The organism is Enterobacter sp. 148H3 (genome assembly GCF_034107425.1).
GTDB classification, from domain to species: Bacteria; Pseudomonadota; Gammaproteobacteria; order Enterobacterales; family Enterobacteriaceae; genus Enterobacter; species Enterobacter vonholyi.
In genome coordinates, this window is the sequence record NZ_JAWNEI010000011.1 from 1 (window position 1) to 21,271 (window position 21,271).

Sequence of the window (21,271 nt, forward strand, 5' to 3'; positions counted from 1 at the left end):
AGTCGGGGTGTCGTACTCAACGTGAGAGGTGTTGATGGTGATACCACGAGCTTTTTCTTCTGGTGCGTTATCGATCTGGTCGAATGCACGAGCAGAACCACCGTAGGTTTTAGCCAGAACGGTAGTGATTGCAGCAGTCAGGGTAGTTTTACCATGGTCAACGTGGCCGATAGTACCAACGTTGACGTGCGGTTTTGTACGTTCAAATTTTTCTTTAGACACGGCTATATTCCTTACTATAGTGCTCTCCCCTCTGGAGAGAGCACGGGACTTAGGTTTTAATCCTGTGGATTACTTACCACGGGCTTCAATAACGGCCTGAGCAACGTTGTTAGGCGCATCATCATACTTCAGGAATTCCATGGTGTATGATGCACGACCTTTGGTCAGAGAACGCAGCTGAGTCGCATATCCGAACATTTCAGACAGCGGAACTTCAGCGTGGATCTTAACGCCAGTTACTTCGGATTCCTGACCACGCAGCATACCGCGACGACGGCTCAAGTCACCGATAACGTCACCGGTGTTCTCTTCAGGAGTTTCTACTTCAACCTTCATGATTGGCTCAAGCAGAACTGGTTTTGCTTTCTTAAAGCCTTCTTTAAAGGCAATAGACGCAGCCAGTTTAAACGCCAGTTCAGAGGAGTCAACGTCGTGGTAAGAACCGAAGTGCAGACGAACACCCATGTCAACAACCGGATAGCCAGCCAGAGGGCCCGCTTTCAGCTGTTCCTGGATGCCTTTATCAACGGCAGGGATGTATTCGCCAGGAATTACACCACCTTTGATGTCGTTGATGAACTCGTAACCTTTCGGGTTAGAGCCCGGCTCCAGTGGGTACATGTCGATCACAACGTGACCGTACTGACCGCGACCACCAGACTGCTTAGCGTGTTTACCTTCAATGTCGGTAACTTTCGCGCGAATCGCTTCGCGGTAAGCAACCTGAGGTTTACCCACGTTCGCTTCAACGTTGAATTCACGCTTCATACGGTCAACGATGATGTCCAGGTGCAGTTCACCCATACCAGCGATGATGGTCTGGTTAGATTCTTCATCAGTCCATACGCGGAATGATGGGTCTTCTTTCGCCAGACGGCCCAGAGCCAGACCCATTTTTTCCTGGTCAGCTTTGGTTTTTGGTTCAACTGCGATGGAGATTACCGGCTCAGGGAATTCCATACGCTCCAGAATGATCGGGTGATCCGGGTCACACAGGGTGTCACCAGTGGTCACGTCTTTCAGACCGATAGCTGCAGCGATGTCGCCCGCACGAACTTCTTTGATCTCTTCACGTTTGTTAGCGTGCATCTGTACGATACGGCCAAAACGCTCACGCGCCGCTTTCACGGAGTTCAGGATGGTGTCACCGGAGTTAACCACACCAGAATAAACGCGGAAGAAGGTCAGGTTACCCACGAATGGGTCGGTAGCAATTTTGAACGCCAGTGCAGAGAATGGCTCTTCGTCGCTTGCGTGACGCTCAGCCGGAGTATCTTTACCGTCGTCCAGGATGCCGTTGATCGCAGGAACGTCAACCGGGGATGGCAGGTAGTCAACTACCGCATCCAGCATCGCCTGAACACCTTTGTTCTTGAACGCAGAACCACAGGTTACCAGGATGATTTCGTTGTTCAGAACGCGCTGACGCAGAGCTTTTTTGATCTCTTCTTCAGTCAGTTCTTCACCACCCAGGTATTTCTCCATCAGCTCTTCAGAAGCTTCAGCAGCGGATTCGATCAGGTTCTGGTGCCATTCGTCAGCCAGGTCCTGCATTGCAGCTGGGATATCTTCGTATTCGAAGGTAACGCCCTGGTCTGCATCGTTCCAGTTGATGGCTTTCATTTTCACCAGGTCGATAACGCCGGTGAAGCCTTCTTCAGCACCAATTGCCAGCTGCAGCGGAACAGGGTTCGCGCCCAGACGGGTTTTGATCTGACCAACAACTTTCAGGAAGTTAGCACCCATACGGTCCATTTTGTTAACGAACGCGATGCGTGGAACTTTATATTTGTTCGCCTGACGCCATACGGTTTCAGACTGTGGCTGAACACCACCAACTGCGCAATAAACCATTACCGCGCCGTCAAGAACACGCATGGAACGTTCTACTTCGATGGTGAAGTCAACGTGCCCTGGGGTGTCGATGATGTTTACGCGATGCGGTTCGTACTGCTTAGCCATACCTGACCAGAATGCAGTAGTCGCTGCGGAGGTGATAGTGATACCACGCTCCTGCTCCTGTTCCATCCAGTCCATGGTGGCTGCGCCGTCATGAACTTCACCGATTTTGTGGTTTACACCGGTGTAGAACAGAATACGTTCGGTAGTAGTGGTTTTACCGGCGTCGATGTGCGCACTGATACCGATGTTACGGTAGCGTGCGATGGGTGTTGTACGAGCCATTTGATTCCTCGTTTATATCTTTAGGCGTTCAGTTAAGTTACCCAGAGCGGGCGGCTTCTCTGAAGCGCCCGCCTGGTGACTAAGACTCCGAAGGGATTACCAACGGTAGTGTGCGAACGCCTTGTTGGCTTCTGCCATACGGTGAACGTCTTCACGTTTCTTAACTGCAGTACCTTTGTTGTCTGCAGCATCAGAAAGTTCGTTCGCCAGACGCAGAGCCATGGATTTATCACCGCGTTTACGAGCAGCTTCAACGATCCAACGCATTGCCAGGGCATTACGACGAACCGGACGAACTTCAACTGGAACCTGATAAGTAGAACCACCAACGCGGCGGGACTTAACTTCTACAGTTGGGCGAACGTTGTCGAGAGCGACTTCGAAAGCTTCCAGTTCATTTTTACCAGAACGCTGAGCCAGGGTCTCAAGCGCGCTGTATACGATTGCTTCTGCAGTAGATTTTTTACCATCTACCATCAGGATATTTACAAATTTTGCCAGCAGTTCTGATCCGAATTTCGGATCTGGAAGAATTTTACGCTGACCAATGACGCGACGACGTGGCATGGGAATACTCCGTTGTTAATTCAGGATTGTCCAAAACTCAAAGAGTTTAGTGTGACATTAAGATAAATCAGTTTGGCCTTACTTAACGGAGAACCATTAAGCCTTAGGACGCTTCACGCCGTACTTGGAGCGAGCCTGCTTACGGTCTTTAACACCTGAGCAGTCCAGCGCACCACGAACGGTGTGGTAACGAACACCCGGAAGGTCTTTAACACGACCGCCACGGATCAGGATCACGGAGTGCTCCTGCAGGTTGTGACCTTCACCACCAATGTAGGAAGTCACTTCGAAACCGTTAGTCAAACGCACACGGCATACTTTACGCAGTGCGGAGTTTGGTTTTTTAGGAGTGGTGGTATATACACGAGTACATACGCCACGTTTCTGCGGGCAGGCTTCCAGCGCAGGCACGTTGCTTTTCGCAACTTTGCGTGCACGTGGTTTGCGTACCAGCTGGTTAACTGTTGCCATTAAATAGCTCCTGGTTTTAGCTTTTGCTTCGTAAACACGTAATAAAACGACCTCATACAATATGAGGACGCGAAATTTTAGGGCTACGTCGAAAAGGTGTCAAGAAATATACAGCGATCTCAAATCACCAGTTCATTTGACTGGCGTGCGTCACAGTAAGATTGACGAAATCAGTATAGCCAACCACGTCAATTTTGGCTGAAATTTGACCAGAAAGACCCCGCGCATCCAGATCGTCCTTCAGCGCAGAGACTGTTATGGGGGCATTCGTGAGAATTTCAACGAAACGACTGCCTTCCAGTGCAGCAAGTACGCCATCCTGAATCAGCAGCAGGTCATCACCGTCGCGCAGCATACTCAGTAACGCGTCGATATCACATTGCCACGGTGAATGGCTCAGAGTATGGAGCATGTTAGCCTCAGAAAGTCAGAACGGTGTCGTAGTGGGAAAGGTGTTCGCGCAATGCAGCAGAAGACAGGACTGTCACATCCAGCACGAAAGGCGTCTTATCATCCAAACCGCGAGCGGCCAGCGAATCGGCGCAGACATAAAGGGTTTCGATGTCGTACAGCGGCAGCACTTTAAAGGTAGCGATGTAATCCCGCGCCAGAATGGCCTGAGGCTGTTGCCCAGCCAGAAGCTGAAACACCCCGTCCCCCAAAAAGAAGACGCCGATATCTTCGGTCAGCGCGGACGTTGCAAGTAACGCATCCAGCCCTTCTCGGCCAGAAGCGCTGCCGTGCGGCGCAGACTTAAAAACAAATGCCACGCGCTTCATCAGAATTGCACCACTCTGTCGCAAGTTAACGCCGCCTGTGCCAGCGCGCCCAGACCACTTAACGAAAAACCGGGCTGCAGGTTAGAACCCGATAAACCAAGACGCGCAGCTTCGGTTGTATCGGTTACGCCGCGGCGCAGTGCCGCCGCCACGCAGATGTGCAGTTCTACGCCCTGCTTTTCGTTTAATGCCTGCCAGCCGCGCACCAGATCGAACTCATCGCTCGCCGGCGACGTAAACTGGTTCGCATTGTACACCCCTTCCCGATAGAAGAAGACGCTCGCCAGCTCATGTCCGGCCGCCAGCAGCGCATGCGCAAACTGCAGCGCGCTGCTGGCCTGCTGAGTCCCGTACGCAGGTCCTGTCACCATTAACGCAAAACGCATTACTTGTCTTGTCCCAGGAAATCACCGCTTTTGAACTGGCGAATATAGAGGTAGACCGTGTGCTTGGAGATGTTCAGACGATCGGCCACCTGGTTGATGGCGTCTTTAATATCAAAAATCCCTTTCTCATAGAGATTGAGCACGATCTGGCGATTCTTGGCGTTGTTCGAGACGTTGCGATCGGCATTCACTTCTTCAATGGTGAACTCAAGCGTCTGTGTGACGAGATCTTCGACGGAAGAGGCAAAGTTAACAGAAGAGCCAACATCCGGCGTTTCTGGTGGAATAAAGGTGCTCATGATCTGCGAGAAAGGCACATCAAGGTTCATGTTGATGCACAGCAGCCCAATCACACGATGCTCGCGGTTTCGAATCGCGATAGTTTCTGATTTCATCAGCACGCCGCTTTTGGCACGGGTGAAATAGCATTTGGAGACGCTGCTGTCCGCGCCGGTCATGTCATGCAACATACGCAATGCAAGGTCGGTGATTGGCGAACCAATTTTACGGCCAGTATGCTCACCATTTGCAATGCGGATGGCGGAACACTTCAGATCTTGCAGGGAGTGCAATACGATTTCGCAGTGGGAGCCAATGAGCATCGCTAACCCGTCCACTACCGCTTCATAGGATTTCAGAATATCGAAGTCGGTCTGATCGAAAGGACGTTGATCCAGTAAATCAAGTTCACTGGTTTCGTTGGTTAAAAGCGACCTGGACATGAAAAAAACACTCCTTTTCAGGAGCCTGTCGTTAGGTTTTCAGGGCAGGCTCATTATCTACACGGACAACTAAATTAATACAGCGTGTATAGCGCTTTCCAGTGTTAATTATATCTGCCCCACAATAAAAAAACCGCCGCCTGAAAGGCGGCGGTTTTTATCACATTACTTCTTAGCGTCTGTCGCTGCTTTTTCTTCAGCAGGTGCGTCCGCTTTAGCATCCGCTTTCGGTGCCGGTTTGATGTCCAGCAGCTCTACGTCAAAGACCAGCGTCGAGTTAGCTGGGATTCCCGGAACGCCGGTTTTGCCATAGGCCAGATCCGGTGGGATGACCATCTTGATCTTGCCGCCTTTCTTGATGTTTTTCAGGCCTTCAGTCCAGCCAGGGATCACACCATCCAGACGGAAGGAGAGCGGCTCACCACGGGTGTAAGAGTTATCGAACTCTTTACCGTCGATCAGCGTACCTTTGTAGTTCACAACAACGGTGTCGCTGTCTTTAGGCGCATCGCCGGTGCCTTCTTTCTCAACTTTGTACACCAGGCCAGTAGAAGAGGTTTTCACACCCTTCTCTTTAGCGAAGGTATCGCGGTAGGCTTTGCCTTTCGCTTCGTTGTCTTTAGCGTCCGCGTCCATCTTAGTCTGCGCGGCGCCCTTCACACGCGCTTCGAACGCCTGCAGAGTCTGCTCAATTTCCTGATCAGACAGCTTGCTCTTATCTGCAAATGCGTCCTGAACGCCCGCTATCAGCTGAGCTTTATCCAGTTTGATGCCCAGCTTCTCTTGTTCTTTCAGAGAGTTTTCCATGTAACGACCCAGAGATGCGCCAAGTGCGTAGGCGGATTTCTGGTCGTCATTTTTGAACGCCGCTTTGCTGTCTGCAGTGGCAGCAGGCTTCGCAGCAGTATCAGCAGCGAATGACAGCGGCGCGTTCAGCGCAACAGCCATCGTCGTCGCCAGCAGCGTTACTTTAAACAGTGATTTCATCCATATCTCCAGGGCCTGGGGACTCTCACCCCAGCGTTAAACGTAAATGAGTTACGTACTATAAAACGTTGCGGAAGAAATCTACAGACAGACACTTCCAATTCTCGCCACTTTTCAGACTATTTTTGTTTAAATAAGTTTCCTGCCAAGGGGATGCAGACTGTACTTAAGGATAAACTCAGTTAAACTGCGCCGCCGCAGTGCCATTATGGTGAATCTGAAACAAACGAGGTGAATGATGAAGGATACAACGATAGAAGCGAGAATGGCTGAGCTGGAAAGCCGCCTGGCTTTTCAGGACATCACCATCGAAGAGCTAAACCAGACCGTGACCGCACATGAACTCGAAATGGCAAAACTGCGGGATCATATGCGCCTGCTGACGGAAAAGCTGAAGGCTACGCAGCCGTCGAACATTGCCTCTCAGTCAGAAGAGACGCCACCTCCTCATTATTGAGGCGTAAAAAAAGCGGGATTATCCCGCTTTTTTATTTTCCGCATGGCGGAATTAGTGACAGCCGCAGCCGCCGTTACCGCAACCACCTTTACCGTGGCCGTGATCATGACCATGGTCGTGGCCGTGACCACCGCAGCAGCCGTCGTGGCCGTGATCGTGGTCATGGTCGTGACCGTGCGCACCGTGAACGTGGCCATGAGCCAGCTCTTCTTCGGTTGCTTCACGGATCGCAACAACTTCGACGTTAAACTTCAGGTTCTGGCCAGCCAGCATGTGGTTACCGTCAACCACGACGTGGTCATCTTCCACTTCGGTGATTTCAACAGGAACTGGACCCTGGTCAGTTTCAGCCAGGAAGCGCATGCCAACCTGCAGTTCGTCAACGCCCATGAACACGTCTTTAGGAACGCGCTGAACCAGGTTGTCGTCATACTGACCGTAAGCGTCGTTCGCGCCTACAGCAACGTCAAATTTGTCGCCAACTTCATGACCTTCCAGCGCGTTTTCCAGGCCGGAAATCAGGGAACCGTGACCATGCAGGTAGTCAAGCGGCGCACTCACCGGAGACTCATCAACCAACACACCGTCTTCTGTACGTACCTGATAGGCCAGGCTGACCACCAGGTCTTTTGCTACTTTCATGATATCTCCTGAGCGTGGGAAAATTGCTGGCGCAGATTGTAGCGGAAATCTGCACCCGTGTACCCTTAAGCTTAAAAAAACTCAGAGCATATCGCTAGTCTGGATGAAAAATGCCGATAACTTGCTCTTCTTTGCGAACGTGATCGCGGGCCTCTTTGTCGGCCTCACGCATCTGGTGACCGCACTTAACACACTCAACAACATCAATATTATTTTCCCGCCACATCGCCAGGGTATCTTGCGCCTGGCAGGTCGGGCATTTTGCACCCGCGATAAAGCGTTTACGTACAGCCATCTTTCGTTACCCTTTATTCAAATTCATCCCAGCCATCGAGCTGGCGTCTTTCCTGCTGCATCTCGCGCTGGAAGATCTCCTCCAGCTCGCGACGCGCTTCCCGCACGCGGGAGATCTGCGCCGTATCGGTATGTACCGGCATCAGCTCGCGCAGCATCCGCATATCCAGCCGGCGGAAGTGCATCTGGGCTCGCTGCGCCTGATGCGGATGCATGCCAAGCGAGATCAGCGCCTTGCGCCCCAGCTCCAGCGCACTGGAGAACGTCTCACGGGAGAAGTGTTTCACACCCGCCTGCAATAATTCGTGAGCTTCAACACGTCCCCGCGCACGCGCCAGAATATGCAGATGCGGGAAATGCTGCTGACACAGATCCACCAGCTTCATCGTGTCTTCCGGGTCGTTACAGGTAATCACGATGGACTCTGCCGCTTCTGCCCCCGCCGAGCGCAGCAGCTCGAGCTGGGTCGCATCGCCGTAGTAAACCTTATAGCCATATTTGCGCATCAGGTTGACCGCGCTGATATCACGCTCCAGCACCGTAATGCGCATTTTGTTCGCCATCAGCAAACGTCCGATCACCTGTCCGAAGCGGCCAAAGCCCACCACGATAACCTGAGGCTTATCATCTTCCACCCACGGCGCTTCGTCTTCATCGTCTGACGGGTTCAGGCGGCGCGACAGGAGTTTATCCACCAGCTTCATCAGCAGCGGCGTGGTCATCATTGACAGCGTGACCGTCACCAGCAAAAGCGCCATCTGATCGTCTTTAAACAGCTTCTGGGAGGAGGCGGTAGAGAACAGCACAAACGCAAACTCACCTCCCTGGCTTAACACGCTGGCAAACTGCATGCGTTCCGAACTGCGCAAGCCGTAAATGCGCGCCAAGGCGTACAGCACCAGCGTTTTCACCGCTACCAGGATGGCTACGCTCACCACAACCCACAGCAGATGGGTATAGAGCACGCCAAGGTTGAGCGCCATCCCCACCGAAATAAAGAACAGGCCTAACAGCAGCCCTTTGAAGGGATCGATGGCAATTTCCAGCTCGTGCCGATACTCGCTCTCCGCCAGCAGCACCCCGGCGATAAAGGTCCCGAGCGCCATCGACAGCCCCAGCGCATCCATAAACAACGCCGACCCCAGCACCAGCAGCAGCGTCGCGGCCGTAAAGACCTCGCGCACGCCCGACGCGGCAATAAAGCGGAACACGGGACGTAAAAGAAAACGTCCGCCAATCAGCATCCCCGCGAAGGCCAGCACCTTCATGGCAATTTTCGCCCAGTCAAAGTGGTCGTCGCCGGAGCCCGCCAGCAGCGGCACCAACGCCAGCGCCGGGATCACCGCTAAATCCTGAAACAGCAGTACCGAAAAACCCAGCTGACCGGCTTCGTTGCGGTTCATCCCCTTGTCGCGCATCAGCTGCAGGGCCATTGCCGTCGACGACATCGCAAGGCCTATTCCGCCGATCACCGCCGCCTGCCAGGAGAAATTCGTCAGCATTAACAGGCCACCCAGAATCGCGGCGCTGAATAACACCTGCGCGGCACCCACGCCAAAGATAGAGCGTCTGAGCTGCCACAATTTAGAAGGGTTGAGCTCAAGGCCGATGATGAACATCAGGAACACCACGCCCAGTTCGGAGAAGTGAAGAATTTCATCTACATCGCTGATGAATCCCAGTCCCCAGGGGCCAATCGCGATCCCCGCCAGCAGATACCCCAGTACCGCACCGATACCAATACGTGCAGCAAGCGGCACCGCGACGACGGCCGCAAACAAAAACAGCACCCCGGCGAGGAGCAAATTCGATCCTTCCATTAACGACCTCCTGCCGGAATCGGTGACGCCAGCCATTCACCGTAGGCTCTGGCGTGGCTGGCCAGTTCTTTCGGATCCTGACGACGGGCCCAGTAGACAATAATCGGGCTCATCCAGTGCATACGGCACATGGCCGCCGTCAGCTCAAAAGGCCGCAGAATGTCGCTCATCGGATAGCGGTTCAGCCCGTCGTGGCGGTAAGCGCTTTCTGGTTCACCGGTCGTAATCACACTACGCCAGTACTTTCCCGCCAGCTGGTTGCCCCCTACCCCGCTGGAGAAACCCCGGCTCAGCACGCGGTCCAGCCACTCTTTAAGCAGCGCCGGGCAGCTGTAGGTATAAAGCGGATGCTGGAACACAATCACGTCATGCTGACGCAGCAGTTCCTGCTCGTAAGGGATATCAATAAAGAAATCAGGATAGTGCGCGTAGAGATCGTGCACCGTCACGTTACTGAGCTGTGTGGCCGGCTTAAGCAGCACCCGGTTTGCCACCGAGTCCTGAGATTCCGGATGGGCATACAGCAGCAGCACTTTTGCTGTCTGAGACATCATTCCCCTCCCGGTCTTGTTTCTGTTTTTGTGTATCGTTGTTGTTTTGGGCTACCATGACGGCCCGGTGCGGAAAATGGCCCACACCTTACATTATCATAATGACAAATTAACATAGTCGGAACATACGGCGCTTCTATGATTGTTTTCTCCTCGTTACAAATTCGTCGCGGCGTGCGCGTCCTGCTGGATAACGCCACTGCTACTATCAACCCAGGCCAAAAAGTGGGTCTGGTCGGCAAAAACGGCTGTGGTAAATCCACCCTGCTGGCGTTGCTGAAAAACGAGATTAGCGCGGATGGCGGTAACTTTACCTTCCCGGGAAACTGGCAACTCGCCTGGGTGAACCAGGAGACGCCAGCCCTGAGCGAACCGGCACTCGACTATGTTATCGACGGCGACCGTGAATACCGCAAGCTCGAAGCGGAACTTCATTCTGCTAACGAGCGCAACGACGGTCACGCCATTGCCACCGTTCACGGCAAGCTGGACGCCATTGACGCGTGGACCATTCGCTCCCGCGCCTCCAGCCTGCTGCACGGCCTGGGCTTCAGCAATGAACAGCTGGAACGCCCGGTCAGCGACTTCTCCGGCGGCTGGCGAATGCGCCTCAACCTGGCGCAGGCGCTGATCTGCCGCTCTGACCTGCTGCTGCTCGATGAACCGACTAACCACCTCGATCTCGATGCGGTTATTTGGCTGGAGAAGTGGCTCAAGAGCTATCAGGGCACTCTGATTCTGATCTCCCACGACCGAGACTTCCTCGACCCGGTGGTGGATAAAATCATTCATATCGAACAGCAAACGATGTTCGAGTACACCGGCAACTACAGCTCCTTCGAGCGCCAGCGCGCGACGCGCCTTGCCCAGCAGCAGTCCATGTACGAAAGCCAGCAGCAGCGCGTGGCGCACCTGCAGAGCTTCGTGGATCGCTTCAAGGCCAAAGCCTCAAAAGCGAAGCAGGCCCAGAGCCGCATCAAGATGCTGGAACGCATGGAGATGATCGCCCCGGCGCACGTCGACAACCCGTTCCATTTCAGCTTCCGCGCCCCGGAAAGCCTGCCGAACCCGCTGCTGAAGATGGAAAAAGTCAGCGCGGGCTATGCCGACCGCATTATTCTCGACTCCATCAAGCTCAACCTGGTGCCGGGTTCACGTATTGGTCTGCTGGGACGCAACGGTGCCGGTAAATCGACGCTGATCAAGCTGCTGGCGGGCGAGCTTAGCCCGGCCAGCGGTGAAATCGGCCTGGCGAAGGGCATCAAGCTGGGTTACTTCGCCCAGCATCAGCTGGAATTTTTACGCGCGGATGAATCGCCGATTCAGCACCTCGCGCGTCTGGCGCCGCAGGAGATGGAGCAGAAGCTGCGCGACTACCTCGGCGGCTTCGGCTTCCAGGGCGATAAGGTCACTGAAAACACCGAGCGCTTCTCCGGGGGCGAAAAAGCCCGTCTGGTGCTGGCGCTGATCGTCTGGCAGCGTCCGAACCTGCTGCTGCTCGATGAACCGACCAACCACCTGGATCTCGATATGCGTCAGGCGCTGACCGAAGCGCTGATTGAGTTCGAAGGTGCGCTGGTTGTGGTTTCGCACGACCGTCACCTGATTCGCTCCACCACGGACGATCTCTACTTAGTGCACGATGGCAAAGTGGAACCGTTCGATGGCGATCTGGAAGACTATCAGCAGTGGCTGACGGACGTGCAGAAGCAGGAGAACCAGCCGGAAGAGTCAGCGAAAGACAACGCCAACAGCGCGCAGGCACGTAAAGACCAGAAACGCCGTGAAGCGGAGCTGCGCACCCAGACGCAGCCGCTGCGTAAAGAGATTGCCCGTCTCGAAAAAGAGATGGAAAAGCTCAACGCCACGCTTGCCGATGTTGAAGAGAAGCTCGGCGACAGCGGCCTGTATGACCAGAGCCGTAAAGCTGAACTGACGGACTGCCTGCAAACCCAGGCGAAGACCAAATCCAGCCTTGAAGAGTGTGAGATGGCGTGGCTCGACGCGCAGGAACAGCTGGAAGCGATGCTGCAGGCTGACTGACCTGTTTACCCCGTTTTAAGAACAGAATCCGTACCGGGTTCGGAAATCCAGCTTAAACGGGGTACAATTCGGAAAGTATCGTAAATTTCCGACAAGAATCAGCATCGCGCTTATGACCCAAATCATTCCATCAGACTTCGACATTGCGGCCGAAGACAGCACTGAGTTCGTGCCTATGCGCGGCGTGGCAAATCCCCATTTGCAGACCATGCTGCCGCGATTGATCCGCCGCAAGGTTCAGTTCACCCCGCACTGGCAACGGCTTGACCTGCCAGACGGTGATTTTCTGGATCTCGCCTGGAGCGAAGCGCCGGAACAGGCTCGCCATAAGCCGCGTCTGGTGGTCTTTCACGGCCTGGAAGGCAGCCTGCACAGCCCGTATGCCCATGGGCTAATTGAAGCGGCAAAAGCGCGCGGCTGGCTCGGCGTGGTGATGCATTTTCGCGGCTGTAGCGGCGAACCGAATCGTCAGAAACGCATTTATCACTCGGGTGAAACAGAAGACGGGACGTGGTTTTTACACTGGCTGCGGGAAAATTATGGCACCGTGCCAACGGCCGCCGTGGGCTACTCGCTGGGCGGCAATATGCTGGCCTGTCTGCTGGCCAAAGAGGGCGAAAGCGTGCCGCTGGAGGCCGCCGTCATTGTCTCCGCGCCGTTTATGCTCGAGCAGTGCAGCTACCATATGGATAAAGGCTTCTCCCGCGTCTACCAGCGCTACCTGCTCAACCTCCTGAAGGCCAACGCGGCACGTAAACTGAAGGCCTACCCGGATACGCTGCCGGTCAGCCTGCGGCAGCTGAAAAAGGTGCGCCGCATTCGCGAGTTCGACGACCTGATCACCGCGAAAATTCACGGCTTCGCCGATGCGATTGACTATTATCGTCAGTGCAGCGCCATGCCGCTGCTCAGCAAGATCACGCAGCCAACGCTGATTATTCATGCCAAAGATGACCCGTTTATGGATCATCACTCGATCCCCGCGCAGGAATTCCTGCCCGACAACGTTCACTATCAGTTGACCGAGCACGGCGGCCACGTCGGGTTTATCGGCGGCACGCTGCGCCGCCCGAAAATGTGGCTTGAGGCGCGTATTCCTGACTGGCTAACCCCTTATCTGGACGGTGCAAAATGATTATTCCCTGGCAGGATCTGGCTCCCGAAACGCTCGATAATCTGATTGAAAGCTTTGTATTACGCGAAGGCACCGATTATGGTGAACAGGAACGCTCACTTGAGCAAAAGGTCAACGATGTAAAGCGCCAGCTGAAAAGCGGCGACGTGGTGCTGGTGTGGTCAGAACTGCATGAGACGGTCAATATCATGCCCCGCAACGCGTTTCACGGCTGATCTTCCACCCTTTTCAGTCAGGGAGTTGCTATGTCTGCCAGACATCCGGTTATAGCCGTTACGGGGTCGAGTGGTGCGGGAACCACCACCACCAGCCTCGCATTTCGCAAGATTTTCGCCCAGCTAAATCTCCGTGCGGCGGAGGTCGAGGGCGACAGCTTTCACCGCTACACGCGTCCGGAGATGGACATGGCCATCCGTAAGGCGCGCGATCTGGGTAAACACATTAGCTACTTCGGCCCGGAGGCTAACGACTTCGGCCTGCTGGAACAAACCTTTATCGAGTATGGTCAGAGCGGCAAAGGGCAGTCCCGCAAGTATCTGCATACCTATGATGAAGCCGTTCCCTGGAATCAGGTGCCGGGAACTTTTACCCCATGGCAACCGCTGCCGGAACCCACTGACGTCCTGTTTTACGAAGGATTGCACGGCGGCGTGGTCACCCCGCAACACGACGTAGCGCGCCACGTGGACCTGCTGGTCGGTGTGGTCCCTATCGTTAACCTGGAATGGATCCAGAAGCTGACGCGCGACATGAGCGAGCGTGGCCATTCGCGAGAGGCGGTAATGGACTCGGTGGTACGCTCCATGGAAGATTACATCAACTTCCTGACGCCGCAGTTCTCCCGCACCCATATCAACTTCCAGCGCGTGCCGACTGTGGATACCTCCAACCCGTTTGCCGCCAAAAGTATCCCATCCCTGGATGAGAGCTTTGTGGTTATTCATTTCCGCAATCTTGAAGGTATTGATTACCCCTGGCTGCTGGCGATGCTGCAGGGCTCGTTTATTTCTCACATGAATACATTGGTCGTACCGGGCGGAAAAATGGGGCTGGCGATGGAGCTCATCATGACGCCGCTGGTGGAGCGGTTGATGGAAGGGAAACAGATTGCATGAGCATGTTCCCTCTCCCTGTGGGAGAGGGTTAGGGTGAGGGCATCAACACGCACGATGCCCCATGAATCACGCCTCGATCACTTCATACGAATGCGTGATTTTTACCGCTTTCTCCAGCATTAACGCCACAGAGCAGTACTTCTCCGCAGACAGGTCCACCGCACGCGAGACCGCCGCGTCTTTCAGTTCTTTACCCGTGACCACAAAGTGCAGGTTAATATGGGTGAACAGACGTGGCGCCTCTTCACGACGTTCTGAGGTGAGTTTAACCTCACAATCCGTCACGTCATGACGACCTTTTTGCAGAATCGACACCACGTCAATGGCGCTGCATCCGCCTGCCGCCATCAGCACCATTTCCATTGGACTTGGCGCTTTATCGCCGGAGTTACCGTCCATTAAAATCTGGTGCCCTGACGCGGACTCGCCCAGGAACGTTAAACCTTCAACCCATTTCACGCGCGCTTGCATATTCTTAAACTCCAACGTTGCATTTTTGGTGACAGATTACGCGTGCGTTACATTTCTCGCAATGGAAGGCGACCTGCATCATGCTGAAGCGAGACACCAGGAGACACGCGGCGAAAGCTATGCTAAAACACTCTGGATGCTACAGTAATACATTGACGTTACACATGTATGCAGAGGACATCAAACTTTACTGGCTGCAAAACGTTACGGTAGCCGACTTCCCAGGGTATGGGTGAGAATTCGATTGCAACCCCAGAGTCCGGATGCATCTGATGACTCTGGTGACAGCTTATAACAGAGGATAACAGCGCATGGTGCTTGGCAAACCGCAAACAGACCCGACTCTCGAATGGTTCTTGTCTCATTGCCACATTCATAAGTACCCATCTAAGAGCACGCTGATTCACCAGGGTGAAAAAGCGGAAACGTTGTATTACATCGTTAAAGGCTCGGTGGCAGTGCTGATCAAAGATGAAGAAGGGAAAGAGATGATCCTTTCTTATCTGAACCAGGGCGATTTCATCGGTGAACTGGGCCTGTTTGAAGAGGGCCAGGAACGTAGCGCCTGGGTTCGAGCAAAGACAGCATGTGAAGTGGCTGAAATTTCTTACAAGAAGTTCCGTCAGCTGATTCAGGTTAACCCTGACATCCTGATGCGTCTTTCTTCCCAGATGGCGCGCCGTCTGCAGGTCACCTCAGAGAAAGTGGGTAACCTCGCCTTCCTGGACGTTACCGGTCGTATCGCGCAGACCCTGCTGAACCTGGCGAAACAGCCAGACGCCATGACCCACCCGGACGGCATGCAAATTAAAATTACCCGTCAGGAAATTGGTCAGATCGTCGGTTGCTCCCGTGAAACAGTAGGCCGTATCCTGAAAATGCTGGAAGATCAAAACCTGATCTCCGCCCACGGTAAAACCATCGTGGTCTACGGAACGCGTTAATTCCGCTTAAACGGCGTGCCATCGCAAGGTGTCACGCCGTTTTTGTCTCTATTCCCCATGTGGCGCAGGCTGATCTATCACCCGGAAGTTAACTACGCACTGCGACAAACGCTGGTGTTGTGTCTTCCTGTGGCCATAGGCCTGATCCTCGGACATCTTCAACAAGGCCTGCTGTTTTCCCTCGTGCCCGCCTGCTGCAACATCGCCGGTCTGGACACGCCGCATAAGCGCTTTTTCAAACGCCTGATCGTTGGCGGCTGCCTGTTTGCGGGCTGTAGCCTCGCCGTACAGCTTTTACTGGCTCGTGATATCCCGCTGCCGCTGATCCTGACCGTGCTGGCGATGACCCTCGGCGTCACGGCGGAAATCAGTTCGCTGCACGCTCGCCTGCTTCCCGCGTCGCTGATTGCGGCCATCTTCACGCTGAGTCTCGCCGGGAATATGCCGGTGTGGGAGCCGCTGCTGATCTACGCTCTGGGGACGCTGTGGTACGGGCTGTTTAACTGGTTTTGGTTCTGGCTGTGGCGGGAACAGCCGCTGCGCGAATCCCTGAGCCTGCTCTATGTGCAGCTTGCGGATTACTGCGAGGCCAAATACACCCTGCTCACCCAGCATACCGATCCGGAAAAATCCTTACCGCCGCTGCTGACGCGCCAGCAGAAGGTGGTGGATCTCATAAGCCAGTGCTATCAGCAGCTACACATGCTCGCCGCCAACAAGAATCACGAATACAAACGGCTGCTGCGCACCTTCCAGGTCGGGCTCGATCTGCAGGAACATATCTCCGTTAGCCTTCATCATCCGCAGGAGGTGCAAAAGCTGGTCGAGCGCAGCCATGCCGAAGCGGTGATCCGCTGGAACGCGCAGTCCGTCTCCGCACGCCTACGGGTGCTGGCCGATGATATTCTCTATCACCGCTACCCCACGCGCTTTAACATGGATAAACAGCTCGGCGCGCTGGAGAAAATCGCCCGCCAGCATCCGGATAACCCGGTCGGACAGTTTGCCGCCTGGCACTTCAGCCGCATCGCCCGGGTGTTGCGCACCCAGCGTCCGCTTTATCCACGAGACCTGATGGCGGATAAGCAAAAACGGCTGCCGTTATTGCCCGCGCTCAAAAGCTATCTTTCTTTTAAATCTTCCGCCCTGCGCAACGCCGCAAGGATTAGCGTGATGCTCAGTACCGCCAGCCTGATGGGCATGGCGCTGCATCTGCCGAAGCCCTACTGGATCTTAATGACCGTGCTGTTTGTCACCCAGAACGGCTACGGTGCCACGCGGGTGCGTATTCTGCACCGGGCGGGCGGCACCATGGCCGGACTGATCATTGCGGGCGTGACGCTGCACTTCCACGTGCCGGAAGGCTATACCCTTGCAGGGATGCTGGCGATCACGCTGGTGAGCTATCTAATTATCCGCAAAAACTACGGCTGGGCGATGGTGGGCTTTACGGTGACGGCGGTATATACCCTGCAGCTGCTTACGCTCAATGGCGAACAGTTTATTGTCGCCAGGCTGATTGATACTCTGATCGGCTGCCTGATTGCCTTTGGCGGCATGGTCTGGCTCTGGCCGCAATGGCAGAGCGGGCTGCTGAGACAGAACGCCCACGACGCGCTGGAGGCCGACCAGCAGGCCATTCGCCTGATCCTGAGCGACGACCCGCAGCCGTCCCCGCTGGCGTATCAGCGCATGAAGGTCAACCAGGCGCACAACGCCCTTTTCAACTCGCTCAACCAGGCGATGCAGGAGCCAGGCTTTAACTCGCACTATCTTGCCGATATGAAGCTCTGGGTGACGCACAGCCAGTTTATCGTCGAGCACATTAACGCCATGACCACGCTGGCGCGCGAGCACACGATGCTGACGCCGGACCTGGCGCAGCGCTATCTGCAGTCATGTGAAATTGCGTTGCAGAGGTGCCAGCAGCGCCTGGAGTATGACGCGCCGGGCGAGTCGGGAGACTCAAACATTCTGGAAGCGCCGGAGACGTTGACTCACGGGCCAATGAGCACGCTGGAGCAGCACTTGCAGCGCGTTCTGGGGCATCTGAACACCATGCACACCATTTCGTCGGTGGCATGGCGTCAGCGTCCGCATCACGGCATTTGGTTAACGCGCCGGTTGAAACGAACCGAATATTAGCCTTTAACGATCTTCGCAACCGCCGCGGCAAACCGGGTTAACCCGTCTTCAATGTCCTTATCCTCCACCACCAGCGACGGCGCAAAGCGCATGACGTCCGGCCCAGCGTTGAGCACCATCACCCCTTCGCGAGCGGCGGCGTGCAGAAAGTCGCGCGCGCGGCCCTTGTACTGCGGCTTAAGCTCGGCGCCAATCAGCAGCCCCATCCCGCGGATCTCGCTGAACACGTCGTACTGCTCATCAATCTTTTTCAGGTGTTTCACAAACAGCTCGCGCTTCGCGCTAACGCCGTTCAACACCTCTGGCGTGTTGATAATGTCGAACGCGGCACCCGCCACGGCGCTCGCCAGCGGGTTACCGCCGTAGGTGGAGCCGTGAGAACCGACGTGGAACGCAGAGGCGATCTCCTGTGTCGTCAGGACCGCACTCACCGGGAAACCACCGCCAAGCGCTTTGGCGCTGGTCAGAATATCCGGCGTCACGCCGTAGTGCATATAAGCGAACAGATCGCCGGTACGCCCCATCCCGCACTGCACTTCATCAAAGACCAGCAGCGCCTGATGCTCGTCGCACAGCGCGCGCAGCCCTTTCAGGAATTCCGGGGTTGCCGCAGTCACGCCGCCTTCACCCTGGATCGGCTCGACAACAACTGCGCAGGTGTGGTCGTCCATTACCGCTTTCACCGCGTGCAGATCGTTAAACGGCACGTGGACGATGTCGGCCGGTTTTGGGCCAAACCCGTCGGAATACTTCGGCTGGCCGCCAACAGAGACGGTAAAGAAGGAGCGTCCGTGGAAGGCGTTGTGGAAGGCGATGATTTTGGTTTTGTACGGGCTGTGGCGCGTTGTCGCGTAGTAGCGCGCCAGCTTAAAGGCGGTTTCGTTGGCTTCGGTGCCGGAGTTCATAAACAGCACGCGCTCGGCAAACGTGGCATCAATGATCTTACGGCCCAGGCGCAGCGCCGGTTCGTTGGTGAAGACGTTGCTGGTGTGCCACAGGGTTTCGCCCTGGGTTTTCAGCGCCTCCACCAGCGCGGGATGGCAATGACCCAGCGCCGTGACCGCAATACCACCCGCGAAATCCACATACTCTTTACCCTGCTGATCCCAGACGCGGCTGCCTTTTCCCTTCACCGGGATAAATTCAGCCGGTGCATAAATCGGCAGGATCACTTCATCAAATGTCGCGCGGGTAATTGCTGGTTGTTCAGTTGCCATGTCATGACCATCCATTTTATGTCACAGTGATTGTGATAATATAATCACAAAATATGCATAAAAAATCACAGCAAGGCAACAGATATTCAGCGATGGAGGAAATTTGCCAGCAGCGCGTGCCCCTGCTCGCTGAGGATACTTTCCGGGTGGAACTGCACGCCTTCGAGATCCCATTCGCGGTGGCGAATCCCCATGATCTCCTGCGTATCGCTCCAGGCGGTCACCTCAAAGCAGTCGGGCAGCGTCGACGGGTCAATGACCAGGGAATGGTAGCGCGTCACGGTTAACGGATTATTGAGCCCCGTAAACACCCCGGTGCCGGCGTGGGTGACCGGAGAGGTTTTACCGTGCATCACTTTCACGGCGCGCACGATGGTGGCACCAAACGCCTGGGCAATTGCCTGATGCCCCAGGCAGACGCCCAGGATCGGCAGCTTGCCGGCATAGTGCTGGATAACCTCCAGCGAAATACCCGATTCCGACGGGGTGCAGGGGCCGGGTGAAATCACTATTTTCTGCGGCGCCAGCGTCTCGATATCGGCGAGAGCGATCTCGTCGTTACGGCGAACAACCACCTCTGCACCCAGTTCACAAAAATACTGGTAAAGGTTCCAGGTGAAGGAATCGTAGTTATCAATCAGCAGAATCATGGCGGCTCCCGAAAAAAATGCCGCCCTATTCTACTCAGATTCCCGCGCTTCGCTCACTACTTTGGCAAAGATAGCGTTTAACGCGGTTAAATCTCCCGTTGCGCCACTTCGGTTAGCCGCAACCCACTGCTCGGGGTCGATATTACGCCAGTCCAGTGAATAGCCCGCATGGAGCGACAGCTGCTCGAAGAAAACGCGTTGGGCAATACCGTTGCCGCTCATAAACGGATGCAGCATGTTGATTTCGCAGTAGTAGTGGCTAACTCTGTCAACAAACGCCGCTTTCTCAAGACCCACAAGATACTTTTCGCTTTCCAGCGCCGCCATCAGCTCGTTCCCCATCTTTTCGATGTACTCAAAATGGCAGAAGGGAATGTCACCTTTAAAAATATCCTCGGTACGGAGCTCACCTGCCCGCTTCATCTCACTGCGGTACAAATGACGATGAATAAGGCACAGATGGGGTAGCCCGGGCGCGGAAGGCCCAAGCTCCAGCGTCTCAATATGGGGTTCTGAGGGACCATTACCTTTTTCAAGGAGACAACTGGCCTGTAAATTGACGTTACGCTGCTGTTCCAAGAGACGGGATTTTTGCTTGTCGGTGAGTTTTTTCACTTAACGCCTCCCTGAATAGTCCGTTTGCCACAAGTATAAGCAGCAAAACGCGCTTTCGCAGGGAGGGCGAGATAACGCGGGCTGTAGAGGCCCGCGCTCAGAAGAGTTACGGCAGAACTTTTGCGGAGAGGATAACCACTGGTTTTGACGGGACATTCTGGTACGGACCGACGTCGTGAGTAGGCACCTGAGAAATCTTGTCAGCCACGTCCATCCCTTTCACGATTTTACCGAAGACCGCATAGCCGAAGTCGCGCTGACCGTGGTCGAGGAAGGCGTTATCCGCCACGTTGAGGAAGAACTGGCTGGTCGCGCTGTCTTTGTCCGCGGTACGCGCCATTGAGATGGTGCCGCGCTTGTTCAGCAGGCCATTGTCCGCTTCATTTTTAATAGGCGGGTTTGGCTGTTTCTGCTGCATTTGCTCGTTGAAACCGCCCCCCTGAATCATGAAGCCTGGGATCACGCGGTGGAAAGTGGTGTTGTTGTAGAAACCGCTGTTCACATAGTCGAGGAAGTTTTTCACGGAAACAGGGGCTTTCTGGCTATTCAGTTCCAGCTCAATATTCCCGGCGGAGGTGGTCAGCAGAACGTGAGGGTCCCCTTTTGCTGCCAGCGCAGCAGGGGAAACGGCAGAAAGAGCAAACACAGCTGCGACAGCCGCCAGTGTTGATTTGAGCATGAGAATTCCTTAACAAAGCGCAGTATAAAAAGCGAATGGCTTGATTCTAAAGAGCAGTATGAACGGAGACCAGCCTTTTACCTAATTTTACGAAGTTGAAACAATTATTACTACGCAAACGATTGGTTATGCCGCCAATTAATGTGATTTAGATCACACTAAAACCTGCAATGAC

General features: G+C 54.7%; 25 protein-coding genes. 7 read left to right on the top strand and 18 right to left on the bottom strand.

The annotated features are described in order from the left end of the window. The 9 genes from USH94_RS16235 to fkpA all read right to left on the bottom strand — a co-directional run. Positions 1–222 (bottom strand): GTP-binding protein (locus USH94_RS16235; protein ID WP_227502482.1); only part of this gene is annotated, 222 nt, incomplete at its 3' end. Positions 223–291: 69 nt separating this feature from the next. Continuing rightward, positions 292–2,406 (bottom strand): elongation factor G, encoded by a 2,115-nt coding sequence (fusA, locus tag USH94_RS16240; protein ID WP_008503004.1) that lies wholly within the window; start codon positions 2,404–2,406, stop codon positions 292–294. A gap of 96 nt (positions 2,407–2,502) precedes the next feature. Further along, positions 2,503–2,973 (bottom strand): 30S ribosomal protein S7, encoded by a 471-nt coding sequence (gene rpsG / locus USH94_RS16245; protein WP_004106370.1) that lies wholly within the window; start codon positions 2,971–2,973, stop codon positions 2,503–2,505. Positions 2,974–3,069: 96 nt separating this feature from the next. Further along, the gene (gene rpsL / locus USH94_RS16250; RefSeq protein WP_000246815.1) at positions 3,070–3,444 is read right to left on the bottom strand and encodes a 30S ribosomal protein S12; all 375 of its coding nucleotides are present in this window, start codon (positions 3,442–3,444) and stop codon (positions 3,070–3,072) included. 124 nt (positions 3,445–3,568) lie between these two features. Then, a complete protein-coding gene (gene tusB, locus USH94_RS16255; RefSeq protein WP_045909310.1) occupies positions 3,569–3,856 on the bottom strand; it encodes a sulfurtransferase complex subunit TusB in 288 nt (95 codons plus the stop codon). Positions 3,857–3,863: 7 nt separating this feature from the next. After that, positions 3,864–4,223, bottom strand: coding sequence for a sulfurtransferase complex subunit TusC (gene tusC / locus USH94_RS16260; RefSeq protein WP_111963791.1), 360 nt, complete (start codon positions 4,221–4,223; stop codon positions 3,864–3,866). Further along, on the bottom strand, positions 4,223–4,609 hold the full coding sequence (gene tusD / locus USH94_RS16265; protein WP_111963790.1) for a sulfurtransferase complex subunit TusD: 387 nt from the start codon (positions 4,607–4,609) through the stop codon (positions 4,223–4,225). Before tusD ends, tusC begins: the two co-directional genes overlap by 1 nt. Next, positions 4,609–5,331, bottom strand: a complete 723-nt coding sequence (locus USH94_RS16270; protein WP_003861697.1) for a transcriptional regulator — start codon at positions 5,329–5,331, stop codon at positions 4,609–4,611. The genes tusD and USH94_RS16270 overlap by 1 nt, the downstream gene beginning before the upstream one ends. Positions 5,332–5,496: 165 nt before the next feature. Beyond that, entirely contained in the window at positions 5,497–6,318 is an 822-nt protein-coding gene (gene fkpA, locus USH94_RS16275) for an FKBP-type peptidyl-prolyl cis-trans isomerase (RefSeq protein ID WP_111963789.1), read from the bottom strand. Positions 6,319–6,556: 238 nt separating this feature from the next. On the opposite strand from fkpA, the gene USH94_RS16280 reads away from it, so the two are divergent. Next, positions 6,557–6,775, top strand: coding sequence for a protein SlyX (locus USH94_RS16280; RefSeq protein ID WP_008503009.1), 219 nt, complete (start codon positions 6,557–6,559; stop codon positions 6,773–6,775). A gap of 51 nt (positions 6,776–6,826) precedes the next feature. Here USH94_RS16280 and slyD read toward each other — a convergent pair whose 3' ends face one another. The 4 genes from slyD to kefG all read right to left on the bottom strand — a co-directional run bounded on the left by slyD (position 6,827) and on the right by kefG (position 10,085). Further along, the gene (gene slyD / locus USH94_RS16285; RefSeq protein ID WP_008503010.1) at positions 6,827–7,417 is read right to left on the bottom strand and encodes a peptidylprolyl isomerase; all 591 of its coding nucleotides are present in this window, start codon (positions 7,415–7,417) and stop codon (positions 6,827–6,829) included. Between the two features lie 94 nt (positions 7,418–7,511). Then, positions 7,512–7,712, bottom strand: coding sequence for a YheV family putative zinc ribbon protein (locus tag USH94_RS16290; protein WP_010436300.1), 201 nt, complete (start codon positions 7,710–7,712; stop codon positions 7,512–7,514). A gap of 13 nt (positions 7,713–7,725) precedes the next feature. After that, a complete protein-coding gene (gene kefB / locus USH94_RS16295) occupies positions 7,726–9,531 on the bottom strand; it encodes a glutathione-regulated potassium-efflux system protein KefB (RefSeq protein WP_111963788.1) in 1,806 nt (601 codons plus the stop codon). Then, entirely contained in the window at positions 9,531–10,085 is a 555-nt protein-coding gene (gene kefG, locus USH94_RS16300) for a glutathione-regulated potassium-efflux system ancillary protein KefG (protein WP_021242220.1), read from the bottom strand. Before kefG ends, kefB begins: the two co-directional genes overlap by 1 nt. 135 nt (positions 10,086–10,220) lie before the next feature. On the opposite strand from kefG, the gene USH94_RS16305 reads away from it, so the two are divergent. The 4 genes from USH94_RS16305 to USH94_RS16320 all read left to right on the top strand — a co-directional run bounded on the left by USH94_RS16305 (position 10,221) and on the right by USH94_RS16320 (position 14,375). Continuing rightward, on the top strand, positions 10,221–12,125 hold the full coding sequence (locus USH94_RS16305) for an ABC transporter ATP-binding protein (RefSeq protein ID WP_111963787.1): 1,905 nt from the start codon (positions 10,221–10,223) through the stop codon (positions 12,123–12,125). A 112-nt stretch (positions 12,126–12,237) separates the two neighbouring features. Next, complete coding sequence (locus USH94_RS16310; protein WP_111963786.1) at positions 12,238–13,260, top strand: hydrolase; 1,023 nt, start codon at positions 12,238–12,240, stop codon at positions 13,258–13,260. Next, a complete protein-coding gene (locus tag USH94_RS16315) occupies positions 13,257–13,475 on the top strand; it encodes a YheU family protein (RefSeq protein WP_008503016.1) in 219 nt (72 codons plus the stop codon). Before USH94_RS16310 ends, USH94_RS16315 begins: the two co-directional genes overlap by 4 nt. Before the next feature lie 30 nt (positions 13,476–13,505). After that, on the top strand, positions 13,506–14,375 hold the full coding sequence (locus USH94_RS16320) for a phosphoribulokinase (RefSeq protein ID WP_008503017.1): 870 nt from the start codon (positions 13,506–13,508) through the stop codon (positions 14,373–14,375). Positions 14,376–14,441: 66 nt separating this feature from the next. On the opposite strand, the gene USH94_RS16325 is transcribed toward USH94_RS16320, so the two are convergent. Then, positions 14,442–14,846, bottom strand: coding sequence for an OsmC family protein (locus USH94_RS16325; RefSeq protein WP_008503018.1), 405 nt, complete (start codon positions 14,844–14,846; stop codon positions 14,442–14,444). Between the two features lie 311 nt (positions 14,847–15,157). Here USH94_RS16325 and crp point away from each other — a divergent pair, with 311 nt between their 5' ends. Together crp and USH94_RS16335 are read left to right on the top strand one after the other, a co-directional pair. Then, positions 15,158–15,790 (top strand): cAMP-activated global transcriptional regulator CRP, encoded by a 633-nt coding sequence (crp, locus tag USH94_RS16330; RefSeq protein WP_000242758.1) that lies wholly within the window; start codon positions 15,158–15,160, stop codon positions 15,788–15,790. Between the two features lie 57 nt (positions 15,791–15,847). Continuing rightward, positions 15,848–17,935, top strand: a complete 2,088-nt coding sequence (locus USH94_RS16335; RefSeq protein WP_111963785.1) for a YccS/YhfK family putative transporter — start codon at positions 15,848–15,850, stop codon at positions 17,933–17,935. On the opposite strand, the gene argD is transcribed toward USH94_RS16335, so the two are convergent. The 4 genes from argD to ppiA form a co-directional block, all read right to left on the bottom strand. Then, positions 17,932–19,152 carry a bifunctional acetylornithine/succinyldiaminopimelate transaminase gene (gene argD, locus USH94_RS16340; RefSeq protein WP_181574017.1) on the bottom strand — a complete coding sequence of 407 codons (1,221 nt, stop codon included), beginning with the start codon at positions 19,150–19,152 and terminating at the stop codon, positions 17,932–17,934. The genes USH94_RS16335 and argD overlap by 4 nt on opposite strands. 86 nt (positions 19,153–19,238) lie before the next feature. Beyond that, positions 19,239–19,802 carry an aminodeoxychorismate synthase component 2 gene (gene pabA / locus USH94_RS16345; RefSeq protein WP_111963783.1) on the bottom strand — a complete coding sequence of 188 codons (564 nt, stop codon included), beginning with the start codon at positions 19,800–19,802 and terminating at the stop codon, positions 19,239–19,241. 30 nt (positions 19,803–19,832) lie between these two features. Further along, positions 19,833–20,417: a putative adenosine monophosphate-protein transferase Fic gene (locus USH94_RS16350; protein ID WP_111963782.1), complete on the bottom strand. Its 585-nt coding sequence runs from the start codon at positions 20,415–20,417 to the stop codon at positions 19,833–19,835. A 106-nt stretch (positions 20,418–20,523) separates the two neighbouring features. After that, positions 20,524–21,096 carry a peptidylprolyl isomerase A gene (gene ppiA, locus USH94_RS16355; RefSeq protein ID WP_014885514.1) on the bottom strand — a complete coding sequence of 191 codons (573 nt, stop codon included), beginning with the start codon at positions 21,094–21,096 and terminating at the stop codon, positions 20,524–20,526. Between the last annotated feature and the right edge of the window lie 175 nt (positions 21,097–21,271).

What these genes read in the sequence shown, in the direction of transcription:
- rpsL (WP_000246815.1), bottom strand. Translation starts at nt 3,444, where the DNA reads ATGGCAACAGTTAACCAGCTGGTACGCAAACCACGTGCACGCAAAGTT.
- argD (WP_181574017.1), bottom strand. Translation starts at nt 19,152, where the DNA reads ATGGCAACTGAACAACCAGCAATTACCCGCGCGACATTTGATGAAGTG.
- USH94_RS16280 (WP_008503009.1), top strand. Translation starts at nt 6,557, where the DNA reads ATGAAGGATACAACGATAGAAGCGAGAATGGCTGAGCTGGAAAGCCGC.
- USH94_RS16305 (WP_111963787.1), top strand. Translation starts at nt 10,221, where the DNA reads ATGATTGTTTTCTCCTCGTTACAAATTCGTCGCGGCGTGCGCGTCCTG.
- USH94_RS16270 (WP_003861697.1), bottom strand. Translation starts at nt 5,331, where the DNA reads ATGTCCAGGTCGCTTTTAACCAACGAAACCAGTGAACTTGATTTACTG.
- tusD (WP_111963790.1), bottom strand. Translation starts at nt 4,609, where the DNA reads ATGCGTTTTGCGTTAATGGTGACAGGACCTGCGTACGGGACTCAGCAG.
- rpsG (WP_004106370.1), bottom strand. Translation starts at nt 2,973, where the DNA reads ATGCCACGTCGTCGCGTCATTGGTCAGCGTAAAATTCTTCCAGATCCG.
- kefB (WP_111963788.1), bottom strand. Translation starts at nt 9,531, where the DNA reads ATGGAAGGATCGAATTTGCTCCTCGCCGGGGTGCTGTTTTTGTTTGCG.
- USH94_RS16310 (WP_111963786.1), top strand. Translation starts at nt 12,238, where the DNA reads ATGACCCAAATCATTCCATCAGACTTCGACATTGCGGCCGAAGACAGC.
- USH94_RS16320 (WP_008503017.1), top strand. Translation starts at nt 13,506, where the DNA reads ATGTCTGCCAGACATCCGGTTATAGCCGTTACGGGGTCGAGTGGTGCG.
- slyD (WP_008503010.1), bottom strand. Translation starts at nt 7,417, where the DNA reads ATGAAAGTAGCAAAAGACCTGGTGGTCAGCCTGGCCTATCAGGTACGT.
- fkpA (WP_111963789.1), bottom strand. Translation starts at nt 6,318, where the DNA reads ATGAAATCACTGTTTAAAGTAACGCTGCTGGCGACGACGATGGCTGTT.
- USH94_RS16325 (WP_008503018.1), bottom strand. Translation starts at nt 14,846, where the DNA reads ATGCAAGCGCGCGTGAAATGGGTTGAAGGTTTAACGTTCCTGGGCGAG.
- kefG (WP_021242220.1), bottom strand. Translation starts at nt 10,085, where the DNA reads ATGATGTCTCAGACAGCAAAAGTGCTGCTGCTGTATGCCCATCCGGAA.
- tusC (WP_111963791.1), bottom strand. Translation starts at nt 4,223, where the DNA reads ATGAAGCGCGTGGCATTTGTTTTTAAGTCTGCGCCGCACGGCAGCGCT.
- USH94_RS16315 (WP_008503016.1), top strand. Translation starts at nt 13,257, where the DNA reads ATGATTATTCCCTGGCAGGATCTGGCTCCCGAAACGCTCGATAATCTG.
- fusA (WP_008503004.1), bottom strand. Translation starts at nt 2,406, where the DNA reads ATGGCTCGTACAACACCCATCGCACGCTACCGTAACATCGGTATCAGT.
- USH94_RS16290 (WP_010436300.1), bottom strand. Translation starts at nt 7,712, where the DNA reads ATGGCTGTACGTAAACGCTTTATCGCGGGTGCAAAATGCCCGACCTGC.
- USH94_RS16335 (WP_111963785.1), top strand. Translation starts at nt 15,848, where the DNA reads ATGTGGCGCAGGCTGATCTATCACCCGGAAGTTAACTACGCACTGCGA.
- ppiA (WP_014885514.1), bottom strand. Translation starts at nt 21,096, where the DNA reads ATGCTCAAATCAACACTGGCGGCTGTCGCAGCTGTGTTTGCTCTTTCT.
- tusB (WP_045909310.1), bottom strand. Translation starts at nt 3,856, where the DNA reads ATGCTCCATACTCTGAGCCATTCACCGTGGCAATGTGATATCGACGCG.
- crp (WP_000242758.1), top strand. Translation starts at nt 15,158, where the DNA reads ATGGTGCTTGGCAAACCGCAAACAGACCCGACTCTCGAATGGTTCTTG.
- pabA (WP_111963783.1), bottom strand. Translation starts at nt 19,802, where the DNA reads ATGATTCTGCTGATTGATAACTACGATTCCTTCACCTGGAACCTTTAC.